Here is a 13,564-nt window from a genome sequence, read left to right on the forward strand (position 1 = left end):
CTTGAGACAAAAGGCCGTCCCCAAGAAGAGTGGCCTTTTCGGGAGGTCAGGTCAATTGATGCCTTTCGCCAGACCGGATGAACGAACAGATTTCGTTTGCCGGCAGCGTCCGTTCAATAGGCGTATTCGCGGAAAACCTGGGTGATATCACCGTTCCAGGAGCCTTCGTAGCGCTGCAGGAGGATGTCGGCGGGGCACATGCCAGCCGCCAGGCCCTCTTCCAGGGGTGCCAGGTGAACGCGCTCGTCGAGATCACCGTCACTCAACCGGTTCCGCCGCTTCAAACCTTCCATCGACAGCGCGAGAACCTGCTTGGCGACATCGAGAACGGTGCCACTGCGGAAAGGCGTCTGCAGCGCGGTCCTCGGAACGCCGGCGCGCAACGCCGCACGTTCTTCCTGCGTCCAGTCCCGAACCAGTTCCCAGGCCTGATCGAGCACGCCATCGTCATAAAACAGACCGACCCAGAGCGCAGGAAGCGCGCAGATACGGCGCCACGGGCCGCCGTCGGCGCCGCGCATCTCGATGTATTTCTTGAGCCGGACATCCGGAAACAATGTCGACAGGTGGTTGTTCCAGTCGCCAAGGCTCGGCGTGGCGTCCGGCACCCGCCCCTCCAGAGCCCCGTTCATGAACTGGCGGAAGGTGGTATCGGTCACGTCGTAATAGGTGGTGCCGCGCTTGACGAAATACATCGGAATGTCGAGCGCCCACTCGACATAGCGTTCGAAGCCGAAACCGTCGTCGAACGCGAAGGGCATATCGCCGGTCCGGTCCTGGTCGGTATCGGTCCATATCTGCGCGCGGAAGGACTTGAAGCCGTTGGGCCGGCCGTCCGTGAACGGGGAATTTGCGAACATCGCGGTGGCAATCGGCTGCAAGGCCAGCCCGATGCGCATCTTGCGCACCATGTCGGCCTCGGACGAGAAGTCGAGATTCACCTGGATGGTCGAGGTCCGGTACATCATGTCGAGGCCGAGAGTGCCGACCTTCGGCATGTAGTTGGTCATGATGTCGTAGCGCGACTTCGGCATGCGCGGAACGTCTTCCCGCGTCCAGGTCGGCGTCATGCCGATCCCGAGAAAGCCGACACCCATGGGCTCGGCGATCTGGCGGACATGCGCCAGGTGCTGATTGGCCTCACGGCACGTCTGGTGAAGGTTCTCAAGCGGTGCGCCGGACAGCTCGAACTGGCCACCCGGTTCAATGGAGATCGCGCCGCCGCCCTCGTTGTCCGCAAGACCGATGATCTTGCCGGCGTCCTCGATCCGCTCCCACTCGAGCAGCCGTTCCATGCCCTCCAGAACCGCCTCGACACCATTGGCGCCTTCATAGGGAATCGGCGAGAGCTGCTCCAGGCAGAAACCGAATTTCTCGTGCTCGGTGCCGATCCGGAAACTGTCTTCCGGTTTGCATCCCGCCTCAAGGGTCGCTGCCAGATCGGCAACAGTTTCAATCGGCGTGGTATCGACCGTATCGCGGGCCATGAGGCAGTCCTAAATGTCTGCGCGGGTTACCGGGAGGAATTCGAAATCGACCTGGATACCGCATTGATCCGGCGCGTTTTTCGCTAAACGCCCTCGAGCTTGGGTGATTTAGGAGGCTTCATGGAAGAATGCAAGCAATGAAACCCGATCCCGGTTGCTTCACGCGATTCTGAACACGGTCAGCGGTTCGTCCCGGCCACGCAGCTTTACCTTTCCAAGGCTCATGCCGCCGTAACCTTCCGGAATCTGCGCGACTGTCTCGCCACTCGCCAGGGCGATCACGCGGGCGCTTGCATCGACTTCCTTGCCGTGTTCCTGGAGCCTGGCGGCAACATTCACGGCATCACCGATGACAGTGTAGTTCATGCGGGCGGTCGTTCCGATGTCCCCGACGACCACCTTGCCGGTATGCACGCCGATCCTGACCCGCATGTCCTCACTGCCGGAGGCATTGATCCGTTCGGCCAGCTTGGCAACGGCGCGGATCGCCATCGCAGCATGATCCGGCTGATCGGACGGAGCGCCCCAGAACGCCATGACGCCGTCGCCGAGGAACTTGTCGATCGTTCCGTCACTTTCGGCGATCGCCTCGGACACCGTCTCGAAATATGTGTTGAGATAGTTGGCGGTCTCCTCCGGCGTCAGATGGGAAGCCTTTCCGGTAAATCCTGCCAGATCGGCGAAGACGATCGTCATCTCCCGCAGCTCGATGTTGCGCGAACGCGTCATGCCTTCCTCGATCAGACGGGACACAAGCTCGCGGGGCACATATTTCGCAAACGCGTTCAACGCGCCGACGGAGCCGTTGAAGGCCTGGTTGACGTCATCCAGTTCGGCAAGACGGGAGCGCGGCAGACGCTGCGCTTCGTCGAAATTAAGTTGCCGGAGTTCGGCAGCCGACATGGCCAGGCGTGTCAGCGGTCGGCCCAGCATGCGGCCAACCAGGAAAGACAGGATCGCGCCAACGATCAAGACGCCGAGAGCCACGTAGAGCACGACCCAAGTCTGGTCGAGAACCGCTCCGAATTCATCTGCCCGGTAGAGCGTGCCGACGATCCAGCCGCTGGCCGGTCCGCTCGTGACCTCGCCGTATATGGCGGTGTACATGCCCCCGTCAGCCGGAAACAGTCTGCCCTCAATGCCTTCACCGAGCTCTCGCCCGCGCGGCTGATCGTGCCAGAGCAGGCGGAGCGGTGTGCCGCTCAGGCCGCCAAGATCCGGAAGGACCGCGCCGGGAGACGCGGCAAACCGTTCCTCCGGCACACCGTCAACCGCGATTGCCCTGTCCGGACCGGCGAGGAGAAAGATCCGCTGCCGCTCATCCCAGGACATTTCGCGCGCCAGCCGGGCAAAAACCGTTTGCGGAAAATATCCGAGAAGGATCTGGCCGTTTCCAAGGTCGATTTCCAGTTCCCGGACCGCGGTTGAAAAGCCTTGCCGGTATTTGAACTCCGACCAGTTGGCCTCCGGCAACCGGTCGGCGGGCGCCTCGTCCAGGACTGCGCGGCCGAGATCAAGCTTCACACCCTCGGGAAGCAGTTCCAGATACGGCGTCAGGTCGGAGGACGTCATCCGGCGTCCCGACTGTGCGGCATGACTCGCGATCGATTGGAACAGGTGTTCCTGGCGCGTGAAGAAATTGTGCAGGACTTCCTCGTGCCCCTTCAGCACGGCACGCGCCTGTTCGTTCAGGAGCCGTTTGGCGATGTTGCGGTCGGAGGATGCCAGAAACGCGATGATGATACCGCACAAGACCACGAGGGAAACGGAGAAGACGAGACCCAGAGCGATGCCGACGGGCAGGCGAAACGGTTTGGCCGCCGCAGATGGTTCCGACTGCGCAGCGATGTCCCCTTGCAGATGTTCCGTCAGCCCGCCGGCGCCGTTGTCGGCTTTTTTGTCCGGCAGGCGCCTCTCCGGCCCCATTTCTATCTCCAGTCACCCACCGTCGCCTGAATGATCGTCAAGGCCGCGACGGCGGCGGTATCCGCCCGCAGGATACGCGGGCCAAGCGGGATCGCGGTCACGAAGTCGAGGGCCCGGAGCTGCGCTCTCTCGTCTTCGGAAAAGCCTCCCTCGGGACCTACTATAACAGCAAGCGGCTGGGGCCCCGCCTCTTTCATCTGCGCGAGCGTCAACAGCGGATTGTGCGTTCCCGCCGCCTCGTCACAGAACAGAAGGCGCCGGTCCGGGTGCATGTCGGGCCATTCGGCCAGCACCTCCCTGAGCGGCTGGGGACCGACAACTTCGGGGATGGAAAGGACACCGCACTGCTCGGCAGCTTCAATGACATTGGCTTCCATGCGTTCCAGGTTGATGCGGCTCGACTGGGTGTGCTGCGTCATGACCGGCTGCAGGCTGCCGACGCCCATTTCGACTGCCTTTTGCACCATGTAGTCCAGCCGCGCATGCTTGAGCGGTGCGAACAGATAGATCAGGTCATTGTGCGCAGTCTGTTCGCGCGTGCGCTCCATGATCTGAAAGGCGCATTCGCGGCGGCCGCTGCTGGAAATCTTCGCCAGCCACTCGCCGTCGTTGCCGTTGAACACCAGGATGTAATCGCCATCCTTCATCCGCAGCACGTTGATCAGATAGTTCGCCTGACCCCGGTCGGCCTCGATCCGGGCTCCTTCAGCGAGAATGTGCCTCAAGAACAGCCGCTGCATCTTGAACTCGTATTTTCCCATTGTTTTTAGTACGCCCTCGAATGTGAGTGTTTCAAGGCGGAAGATCCAGCCGGGAGCGAACTGCACATATTTCGATTGGAAGGACAGGGAAGCAGGGATACGATTTTCACAAAGCGCAGGGGGACGCGCGGCTTTAGCTCCTTGTCTTTCAGAACGTATCGCACCCTGCCCTTCATGCGCGCAGCCCGGATCGATTGCATGGACTTGAAAGTGACCAACTGGTGCCTCGCAGGCCTGCTTCCGCTCAGGACATCACGATTGATCCCCGAAATTCTGGCAGGTCTCACGCTTGCGACGATCGCGATCCCGGAAGTCATGGGGTACACGAAGATTTCCGGGACACCCGTGATAACCGGTCTCTACACGCTGCTGGTGCCCATGGCCCTGTTCGCGCTGTTCGGATCTTCGCGCCATCTCGTCGTCGGCGCCGATTCGGCTACGGCCGCGATCCTTGCGACGGCCATTGCAGGAATGGCCGCGACAGGCAGCGCAGACTATGTCGCCCTTGCGGGCCTGCTGGCACTCATGGTTGGCGTTCTCCTGATGGTCGCGAGTGCTGCACGGCTCGGCTTCATGGCCGATTTCCTGTCGCGAACCGTGCTCACGGGGTTCCTGACCGGCGTCGGGATACAGGTTGCCGCGCATTCGATTGCAGGCATGGGCGAGGTGAAACTGCCGGATGCGGGCGCTCTTGCGCTATGGCAACACCCCGCTTCGGTGCCGGCGCATGTCAACGTCTACGCCCTTGCCGTTTCGCTTGGCGTGCTGGCCGTCATTTTCGGCCTCAAGCTGTTCTTCAAATCGATTCCGGGGGCCATCGTCGCACTGGCTCTTGCCACGTTCGCGAGCTGGCATTTCGATCTGGCATCGCATCTTGACGTCGTCGGGCGCGTTCCCGCCGGCCTGCCGGAATTTTTTCTCCCGGACGTTGACTGGTCGCCCGGTCTTGTCCTGCAGCTCGGGCCGACCGCACTTGCGATGCTCGTGGTCATTCTGGCTCAGAGCGCGGCAACCGCGCGGGCCTACGCGACCAGATATGACGAGCCTCTTGCAGAAAGCGCCGACCTGCGGGCGCTCGGGCTTGCGAACCTGGGTGCGGGTCTGACCGGGACCTTCGTGGTGAACGGAAGCCCGACAAAAAGCAAGATGGTGGAAAGCGCCGGCGGCAGATCCCAGCTTGCGATGCTCGTCACGGTGCTTGTCGTCCTGCTGGTCCTGCTTTTCTTTACCGGCCTGCTTGCCTTTCTGCCGGAAGCGGCCCTTTCCGCCATCGTTTTCAAGATCGGCCTCGATCTCATGGACTTGGACGGGATGAAGAAAATCTACAAGGAGCGGCGTCCGGAATTCTGGGTCAGTGCGGCAACCATTCTTGTCGTCGTATTCGCAGGCGTCGGTCCCGGCATCGTACTTGCCATCGTCTTGTCGCTTATCCTGCATACCCGGCACGGCTACCGCCCGGTCAATGTGCTTTTGACGCGCGCAGCCCCGGACGGCTGGAGCGCCAGTCCGTTGGCGACACGGGCACGCGCGGCGCCCGGCCTGATGATCTACCGTTTCACGCACGGAATGTACTATGCCAATGCGGATCGCATGGCGAGCGAGGTCAGAGAACTGAGCGGCCAAGACACGCCCGGTCTCAGGTATTTCTGCATGGACACCTCCTGTGTGGACGACATCGACTTCACCGCGCTGGAGACACTCAAGACGCTGCAGACGGAGCTTGAGGCAAGGCACATCGAACTCCTCTTTGCGCACATGCTCGATGATCCGACCGCGCACAGCCGTCTTCAGTTGATCGCGGCGTTCGGCGAGGGAAAGGTATTCGACACCGTCGACGCCCTCCTTGCCCATGTCTCGGCATCCCCAACTGCATTGTTCGACGAAACTCCCGCACCTTGACCCTTGTCTCGCGAGCGGCCACTTTCAGAACGAACAGAGGAATCACCCGCGTGAGCGAAACGCCATCCAACGTCGCCGAGTTTTCCGTTTCCGAGATCTCGTTTTCCATCAAACGGACGATGGAAGACACGTTCGGCTACGTGCGCGTGCGCGGTGAACTGGGGCGGATCTCCCGACCAGGCTCCGGGCACATCTACCTGGACCTGAAGGATGACCGGGCGGTCCTGTCCGGCGTGATCTGGCGCGGGGTTGCCTCGAAGCTGAAGATCCAGCCCGAGCAGGGCCTCGAGGTGATCGCCACGGGCAAGATCACGACGTTCCCCGGCCAGTCGAAATATCAGATGGTCATCGATGCGCTTGAACCGGCAGGCGCCGGTGCGCTGATGGCCCTCCTGGAGGAACGCAAGAAGAAACTCGCGGCGGAGGGCCTGTTCGCGGAAGAACGCAAGCGGCCGCTGCCGCCGATGCCGCGCGTCATCGGTGTGGTGACCTCGCCGACGGGTGCCGTCATCCGGGACATCCTGCACCGGATAGCCGACCGGTTTCCGCTGCACGTGCTGGTCTGGCCAGTGCGGGTTCAGGGAGAAACGTCCGGCGCGGAAGTCGCCAACGGTATTCGTGGTTTCAATGCGCTCGAAGACGGCGGTGCCCTGCCGCGGCCCGACGTTCTGATCGTCGCACGCGGGGGCGGCAGCATCGAAGACCTGTGGGGCTTCAACGAGGAAGCCGTGGTCAGGGCGGCGGCGGAGAGTGCGATCCCGCTGATTTCCGCCGTTGGTCACGAAACCGACTGGACGCTCATCGACCTTGCTGCCGATGTGCGCGCGCCGACACCGACCGGCGCGGCGGAGATCGCGGTGCCGGTCAAGGCCGACCTGATGGCGATGGTGGACGACCGGTCGAGGCGCCTCAATTCCGGGCTCGTCCGTTTCGTGACAGGCCGGCGAACCGAGCTGAGGGCCGCCAGCGCGGCTCTGCCCGCCCCGCAGGACCTGCTCGCCCTGCCGCGGCAGAAATTCGATTCCCTGGCAAGCGGTCTTGAACGGGCTCTCATCGTCAGCACCCGGAACCACCGGTCAGGGTTTGAAGGCCTGGCAAGCCGCCTGTCGCCGCTTCTTCTGTCGCGGCTCAGCACCAAGGCGCGGCAGGATCTGGAGCAGGCCGGAGACCGGCAGCAACGCGCGCTCTCCGTGGCGATCGGGCAGAAGCGACAGGCCTTCGAGGCGCAGGCCGTGCGCCTGACACCCGCGCGCCTGTCACAGCAGACGACCCTGGGCAGGGAACGCATGGCCGGTCTCTCCGAAAGGCTCGACCGGGCCTATCTTGCCCGCGTCACCCAGGAGAAATCGAAGCTCGACGGCCTGCAGAAACTGCTCAAATCGCTGTCCTACAAGGACGTGCTTGCACGCGGCTATGCCGTCGTGCGGGATGAGAGCGGGCACCCCGTCCGCTCCGCGGCGGCCATCGCGCCCGGCGCCCTGATTGGCATTGAACTGGCCGACGGACGCATCGCTGCCGTTGCAGGGGAAAAGGACGCGAAAGCCGCGCCGCGCAAGACCAAGCCCAGGGCAAATAAAACACCGCCGCCCAAGGTCACTCCGGAAGATCAGGGCGATCTCTTCTGACAGAGAACAAATTCAAACAAGAAATTTTACAGAAACCGGCAAGACAAGATTAAACACGGCGCTTTTATTCTTTTGGCTTAGCATTCGTTTAACCAGTTCCCTTACCCCTATCTTAAGTTGTCCTGCGTATATTGTCCGCAATCTTGCCATAGGCTTTTGTACGGGGCAGTCAAATGCAGCGCAAACAATTCGGAAAGCGCGGAGCTCATCAATCCGTTCCGCAATTCGGTGACCGGCAAACCAGTTATGCGGGCGCGGCGATGCCGGCCTATGCCGGCGCAGGCGGAGGTGCGGTCTATACCGACGATGGCGACAGTTTTTCCATCGGCAAGGCGCTCTCCGGCTTCCTCTCGATCTTCTTCAGCTTCCACGGGCGCATGGGCCGGATGGAATACTGGACAATCGGCACCGCGCGCTGGGTCATGGACATCATCCTGCTCGTGACGCTGTTCATGTCCCAGTTTTCCGAGCTGCAGCAGGTCATGGCGCTGGAGGGCACGGTCCCGGAGGACGAACATGCGCAGATGGTTTTCGGCGCCCTGTTCGGTTCAACAACCGCACTGATCTGCATGGGATTGTTGCTGATTTCGACCGTGTCTTATTGGTCGATCCAGGTGCGGCGCAGTCATGACCGGGATGCATCGGGCTTGATGCTTCTGATCATGTTCGTGCCGATTATCGGCGCATTCTATGCCATCTGGATCTTCATCGCCAACGGGTTCTTCCCGGGAACGCCCGGACCGAACAGGTTCGATACCGCGCGCAGCCAGGCGCATGTCTTCGACTGACCCAGAGCGGGCGCACTCCTAAAATGCGGATGACCGCTCTCGGTCGCCCACAAGACGCTGATCTATTGATGCTTTAGGTCAGCAAAGCGAGACGAAGCTGGCATCCAGCGCGAAGCTCGCATGCCAGCTTCTTAAAGCTTTCAAGGCCGCGAAAATTCGTTCACGGTATCGGTCTCAACGTGAACGACCGAGTTTCCCGGTCAGTTTCAGGCCATCGCGAATGTTCAATCCCATCATGGCAAGGTTTGCCGCACCGGCGATCAGTTCAACTCCCTGCAGGACGTAAAAGGTGCCATCGAATTCGTCAGCGGCGGCCTTTTGAGCCAAGACCCAGGCGACCGGAACCAGGACCAGCAAACCGTTCAGTGCAATGATGGGCATACGTTTCTTCTTGGCTTGCGTCAGCGCATCCTTTCGTCTCCTGCCCATTGCCATCCCCGAGCTGCCGACGATCGCCATCGCAGGAACAAGAACGAGCATACCCACGAGGATCAATCCTTTGACGGCTGCAACCGACTCGTGGCTTGCGAACACTTCGCTGATCACGGTGGACGTCCAGAAGAGGAAGACCATCAAAAAGCCGATGCCGCCTGCTATTGCGTGAACGCGTTTTTTCAACTTCGTTCCTCCTATTCGATTCTTCGCGGAGAGTTCACTCAGGCCGTGCAGCAATTTGTTACGGCAATTTTTTCGAACAGATGCGGCGCCGTGACAGCGCTCGACGGATAGTGGCTCAGCGCATTTTGAAATTCCGGGTTCGAGAATGCCGTTCGGAAGTCGGCTACCGAGTCCCAGATGGCGTAATTCAGGTACATGCTGCTTTCGCCAACCGCCTTGTGCAGTTGCGTGCTGATGTAGCCCGGCTGCTTCTTCATCCAGAGCGCATCTTGTTTCCAGGCCTCTACCAGAGCTTCCTGATCAGCAACATCAACAGTGAACAGGTTGACCAAGACGACCGGCCCGGCGCCAACGCCCAGTTGTTGTTCAATCGAAAACTCGGGATCGAGAGGTTTGAAGTTGACCATCCAATTTGTTCCTTGAGTGATTTTGATATTTGACAATATGTTGTCAATTTAAATTCATTAAGCAATTTGACAACGCATTGTCAATGCAATAATCAGTCGACATGAAAAAAGAGAAATGGACAGAGTCCGGAGAAGCAGTGACGGCGCTGATCCTGGACGTGTTTCGATTGAACGGTCGACTACAACTTGCCGGGGACCGGCTTGTTGCGGAGCTCGGATTGACAAGCGCACGCTGGCAAGTCCTTGGAGCAATCGCATATGCCGAGAGGCCGGAATCGGTGGCGTGGCATGCGCGCACCATGGGCGTTCACCGACAGGGCATTCAACGGATCGTGAATGAACTGGAAAAGGAAGGAATTGTCGAGTTCCAGCCAAATCCTCATCACAAACGAGCGCACCTCGTCACACTGACCGCAAAGGGCCAAAACCTGTTCGAAGCCGCAATCGCGTTACAAGTCCCCTGGGTAAATGATCTCTCCAAAGGCCTCTCGCCAGCTGACCTCGCAACCACGCGAGAGGTCATCAGTCTCCTGAAACGGCGGCTGTAAGAAATCTCAAGGTCCGGTCGTCCAGGCTCCGCTTTCACAACGTCGAAACGACCCGGTGGTCCTCACCAGCGGGCTTATGACGGTACAGCGACACGACCTCTGGTCAGTTCGCGCGGCGATGGGCGAACGTTCCACCCCTGAAACGAGAATGCCGCTGGAAGAGAGGACCTCCAGCGGCATTTTTCTGGTCAAACCGGCGATGCGGGTAACATCGCCCGCGTCTTCACCTCCCCGCTTCAGCCCATCAAGGAGGGCAGGATCGTGATGATCGAGGGGAATGCCAGCAGACCGGCAATGGTCAGGACGTCGGCAACAAAGAACGGAATGCAGCCGCGGAAGACTTCCTGGACCGGTATATCCGGCCGCACGCCCGAGACCACGAAACAGTTCAGTCCTATGGGTGGCGTGATCAGACAGAGCTCCGCCATCTTGACCACCAGGATCCCGAACCAGATCGCGCAGGCCTCGCCCGACATGCCGAAGGCACTGTCCGCGGCCGAAACACCCTCGCCGCCGTTCAGGGCGATCACCGCCGGATAGACGACCGGAAGTGTCAGGATCAGCATGCCGATCGCATCCATGAACATGCCGAGTACGGCATAGGCGAGCAGAATGCAGATCATGACGATCCAGGGCGAGTATTCCAGTCCGACGATGAAGTCACGGAAAGCATCGGGCAACCCGGCAAAACCCAGGAACCGGACATAGACGAGAACGCCCCAGATCAGCGTGAAGATCATCACGGTGAGCTTCGCGGTTTCGTGCAGAGCCTGCCCGAGCTGCTTTGCCTTCATGCCCTTGGCAAAGGCAACGACGAGAACCACGAACGCGCCCAGCGAGCCGGCTTCCGTGGGTGTTGCCAGTCCGAAGAAGAACGAGCAGAAGATGATCGCGACCACGGCAATGATCGGCAGCGTTCCGGGTACGCTCTCGAGCCGTTCGGCCCAGGTGAACCCCTTGACCGCCGGTGCGTCGCCCCGCCAGGCCGACACCGCCACGATGATCGCAACGTAGATCAGTGCGGAGAAGACACCGGGCAGGAACCCGGCGATCAGCAGCTTGCCGACCGACTGCTCAACCAAGATCGCGTAGATCACGAGGATGGCGGACGGCGGGATGAGCGAGGCGAGCGTGCCGCCCGCGGCAACGACGGCCGCCGACAGGCGCTTTGAGTATCCGGCGGCGAGCATTTCGGGAATGGCCACGCGTGCGAACACGGCGGCGGTCGCGACAGATGCACCGGACACGGCGGCAAAGCCTGCCGTCGAAAAGACGGTTCCGACCGCCATGCCGCCCGGCAACCAGCCAAGCCAGCGCTTTGCCGCTTCGAACAGCTGCTTGGTGAAGCCGGCATAAAACGCCAGGAAGCCGATCAGGATGAAGGTCGGCAGCACGGACAGCGCGTAGGTGACGGACTTGGAATGCGGGATCGTGCCCGCCATCTTGAGGGCGACGAAAAAGCCGCGTTCGAATCCCATTTTCATGGAGAAGTGAATGATCAGGCCGACAAGGCCGGTGAAGGCGGCGGCGAATGCGACGCGCACGCCGAATATGACCAGGACGAGCAGGACGCCCGTCATGAGAAGGCCGACTTCAAACGGGGTCATTTGGAGCCCTCCCCTTCCGTGTCTTCGCCGAAGGCTTCCTCGATTTCATGCTGGGCGACTTCCTCGACCTTCTCGATGACCGGAACCGCCACGGGCTCGCGCGAGGGATCGGCAACAAGGCGAGCATAGCCGTAGATCTGCAGGAGCAGCCGCAGGAGCAGGACACTGAGGGCGACCGGGACAACCAGTTTCGACGGCCAGGTCGGCAACCGGATATCCATCGTGCTGTCACCGATGTTCCAGGATCTCTCGAAGTGGTACCACGCCCCCCAGATCAGCAGCGCGACGGTGAAGGCAATCAGGATCACGCCGAGCATTTCGCAGATGTAGAGCGCACGCCCGCGAAGCTGGCCAAGCACGATCTCCATCCGGATATGCCCGCCGACACGCTGACAGTAGGCGACACCGGCGAACGCAAAAATCGCCATGGCCTGTTCGGTAATGTCGATGAAGCCGGGGATCGGGGTGTTGAACAGGAGACGTCCGAACACCTGCGCCACGGCGAGGAAGATCAGCGCGATGATCGAGAAAGCGGCGATCAGGTTGAACCCGTTTTCAACATGGGCCAGCAGCCCGCTGAAACGGATGTAGGTCGTCGGTCGCTCCTCACCGGAACGTCCCGCAGGATCAATTGTCATCATGAATGTAAAGCCCCGGGTCAAGGCTCTCCGGCGGTCCTGAAAACGCCGGAGAGCAATTGGTGCAAACCAGGTCGGCCGGTTTATTCGGCGATGGTTTTCTTGACCATGTCGAGCAGTTCCTGAGCCGGTAGGCCGGCGGCTGTCTGCTCTTCGATCCAGGCGTCATGGATCGGCCCGGCCTTTGCGGCAAAGGCGCTGAGTTCGTCGTCGCTGAACTCAACCTCGACGATGCCGCGCTCCTTCAGCTCCGGCCACCACTTGTCGTAAACCTTGGCGTAGGTCGCCAGATAATGGTCGAGAGCCGGATCGACGGACGCGTCGAGGGCCGCCTTGAAGTCATCCGGCAGGGCCTCGTAGGCCTCCACGTTGACGACGACCGGGCAATGGACGGTGCCCGGGTTGAGGTTCTTGGTCCACCAGTCCGCGACTTCAACCACCTTGAACGACAGATGCGCGTGCGGCGCAAAGCCGGCGGCCTGAACGGTTCCGGAATCGATTGCCTGGTAGGTTTCCGATGCGGTGACCGATGTCGGCACGGCGCCGGCAGCTTCCATCAGCTTGCCGAGACCGCCGAGTGCGCGCACGCGCATACCGTCGAAGTCGGCAACCGACGCCGGCACTTCACCCTTGCCGGCGAAGTTGTATTGCGGCATCGGCGAGGGCATCAGCAGCTTCGCGTTCCAGCGGCCGAGATCCGCCTGAACAGCCGGATGGTCGTACAGTGCCTTGGAGACCTTGACCTCTGTTTCAAGGTCATTGACGCCCAGGAACGGCAGTTCCAGAACCGTCAGGGTGGGGTTCTTGTCGGCGTGATAGGACGCGCAGAACTGCGCCATTTCGAACGCGCCGAAGGAAATTCCGTCCAGGTTCTCGCGCGACTTGGACAGGGCGCCACCGTAATGCAGCTTGATCTCGAACTTGCCGTCCGTTTTGGCCGAAACCTGTTCAGCCAGCTTTTCGACGTGCTCGGTAAAGGCGCGGCGCTTGCCCCAGAGCGACACGTTCCAGGTTACGTCTGCAGCGAATGTTTCTGTGGCAAAAATAGCTGTAAGCGCGACCGCGGAAACTGCGGTTGCGGACTTCAAAGAGAAGAGCATGAAATCCTCCCAGAGATTGTGCTCATTATCCTTGGACACTGAACCCGCGCGCGTTTCGACACGCGAACCCGTTCCAAGTCAAACAGCTTAAAGCATGCTCCGTGCCAGTCACGCGCAAATAAGGGAATTCGGCGGATTTGAAGGGTTTTTTCCCAGAGAC

General features: G+C 60.8%; 12 protein-coding genes. 4 read left to right on the forward strand and 8 right to left on the reverse strand.

The window, feature by feature from the left end; all coding sequences use genetic code 11:
• Positions 1-113: 113 nt before the first annotated feature.
• The 3 genes from ACO08A_RS04550 to ACO08A_RS04560 form a co-directional block, all read right to left on the reverse strand.
• Positions 114-1,487, reverse strand: a complete 1,374-nt coding sequence (locus ACO08A_RS04550) for a glutamate--cysteine ligase (protein WP_422040023.1) — start codon at positions 1,485-1,487, stop codon at positions 114-116.
• A gap of 159 nt (positions 1,488-1,646) precedes the next feature.
• The gene (locus ACO08A_RS04555) at positions 1,647-3,413 is read right to left on the reverse strand and encodes an adenylate/guanylate cyclase domain-containing protein (RefSeq protein ID WP_422040024.1); all 1,767 of its coding nucleotides are present in this window, start codon (positions 3,411-3,413) and stop codon (positions 1,647-1,649) included.
• 2 nt (positions 3,414-3,415) lie between these two features.
• Positions 3,416-4,174: a 16S rRNA (uracil(1498)-N(3))-methyltransferase gene (locus ACO08A_RS04560; RefSeq protein ID WP_422040025.1), complete on the reverse strand. Its 759-nt coding sequence runs from the start codon at positions 4,172-4,174 to the stop codon at positions 3,416-3,418.
• A 198-nt stretch (positions 4,175-4,372) separates the two neighbouring features.
• On the opposite strand from ACO08A_RS04560, the gene ACO08A_RS04565 reads away from it, so the two are divergent.
• The 3 genes from ACO08A_RS04565 to ACO08A_RS04575 all read left to right on the forward strand — a co-directional run bounded on the left by ACO08A_RS04565 (position 4,373) and on the right by ACO08A_RS04575 (position 8,486).
• Entirely contained in the window at positions 4,373-6,073 is a 1,701-nt protein-coding gene (locus tag ACO08A_RS04565) for a SulP family inorganic anion transporter (protein ID WP_422040026.1), read from the forward strand.
• A 50-nt stretch (positions 6,074-6,123) separates the two neighbouring features.
• A complete protein-coding gene (gene xseA / locus ACO08A_RS04570) occupies positions 6,124-7,698 on the forward strand; it encodes an exodeoxyribonuclease VII large subunit (protein ID WP_422040027.1) in 1,575 nt (524 codons plus the stop codon).
• A 173-nt stretch (positions 7,699-7,871) separates the two neighbouring features.
• Positions 7,872-8,486 (forward strand): DUF805 domain-containing protein, encoded by a 615-nt coding sequence (locus tag ACO08A_RS04575; protein ID WP_422040028.1) that lies wholly within the window; start codon positions 7,872-7,874, stop codon positions 8,484-8,486.
• Positions 8,487-8,660: 174 nt separating this feature from the next.
• Here ACO08A_RS04575 and ACO08A_RS04580 read toward each other — a convergent pair whose 3' ends face one another.
• Entirely contained in the window at positions 8,661-9,104 is a 444-nt protein-coding gene (locus ACO08A_RS04580) for a hypothetical protein (protein ID WP_422040029.1), read from the reverse strand.
• 38 nt (positions 9,105-9,142) lie between these two features.
• Entirely contained in the window at positions 9,143-9,511 is a 369-nt protein-coding gene (locus ACO08A_RS04585) for an antibiotic biosynthesis monooxygenase family protein (protein WP_422040030.1), read from the reverse strand.
• 101 nt (positions 9,512-9,612) lie between these two features.
• Here ACO08A_RS04585 and ACO08A_RS04590 point away from each other — a divergent pair, with 101 nt between their 5' ends.
• The gene (locus tag ACO08A_RS04590; RefSeq protein WP_422040031.1) at positions 9,613-10,059 is read left to right on the forward strand and encodes a MarR family winged helix-turn-helix transcriptional regulator; all 447 of its coding nucleotides are present in this window, start codon (positions 9,613-9,615) and stop codon (positions 10,057-10,059) included.
• 236 nt (positions 10,060-10,295) lie between these two features.
• Here the strand turns inward: ACO08A_RS04590 and ACO08A_RS04595 are convergent, their stop codons facing one another.
• The 3 genes from ACO08A_RS04595 to ACO08A_RS04605 all read right to left on the reverse strand — a co-directional run bounded on the left by ACO08A_RS04595 (position 10,296) and on the right by ACO08A_RS04605 (position 13,404).
• Positions 10,296-11,666 carry a TRAP transporter large permease gene (locus ACO08A_RS04595; RefSeq protein WP_421981543.1) on the reverse strand — a complete coding sequence of 457 codons (1,371 nt, stop codon included), beginning with the start codon at positions 11,664-11,666 and terminating at the stop codon, positions 10,296-10,298.
• On the reverse strand, positions 11,663-12,307 hold the full coding sequence (locus tag ACO08A_RS04600; RefSeq protein ID WP_422040032.1) for a TRAP transporter small permease subunit: 645 nt from the start codon (positions 12,305-12,307) through the stop codon (positions 11,663-11,665). The genes ACO08A_RS04595 and ACO08A_RS04600 overlap by 4 nt, the downstream gene beginning before the upstream one ends.
• Positions 12,308-12,387: 80 nt before the next feature.
• Complete coding sequence (locus ACO08A_RS04605; RefSeq protein WP_422040033.1) at positions 12,388-13,404, reverse strand: C4-dicarboxylate TRAP transporter substrate-binding protein; 1,017 nt, start codon at positions 13,402-13,404, stop codon at positions 12,388-12,390.
• Positions 13,405-13,564: the final 160 nt, after the last annotated feature.

The sequence above is a fragment of the Roseibium sp. genome (assembly GCF_965232425.1).
GTDB lineage: Bacteria > Pseudomonadota > Alphaproteobacteria > Rhizobiales > Stappiaceae > Roseibium.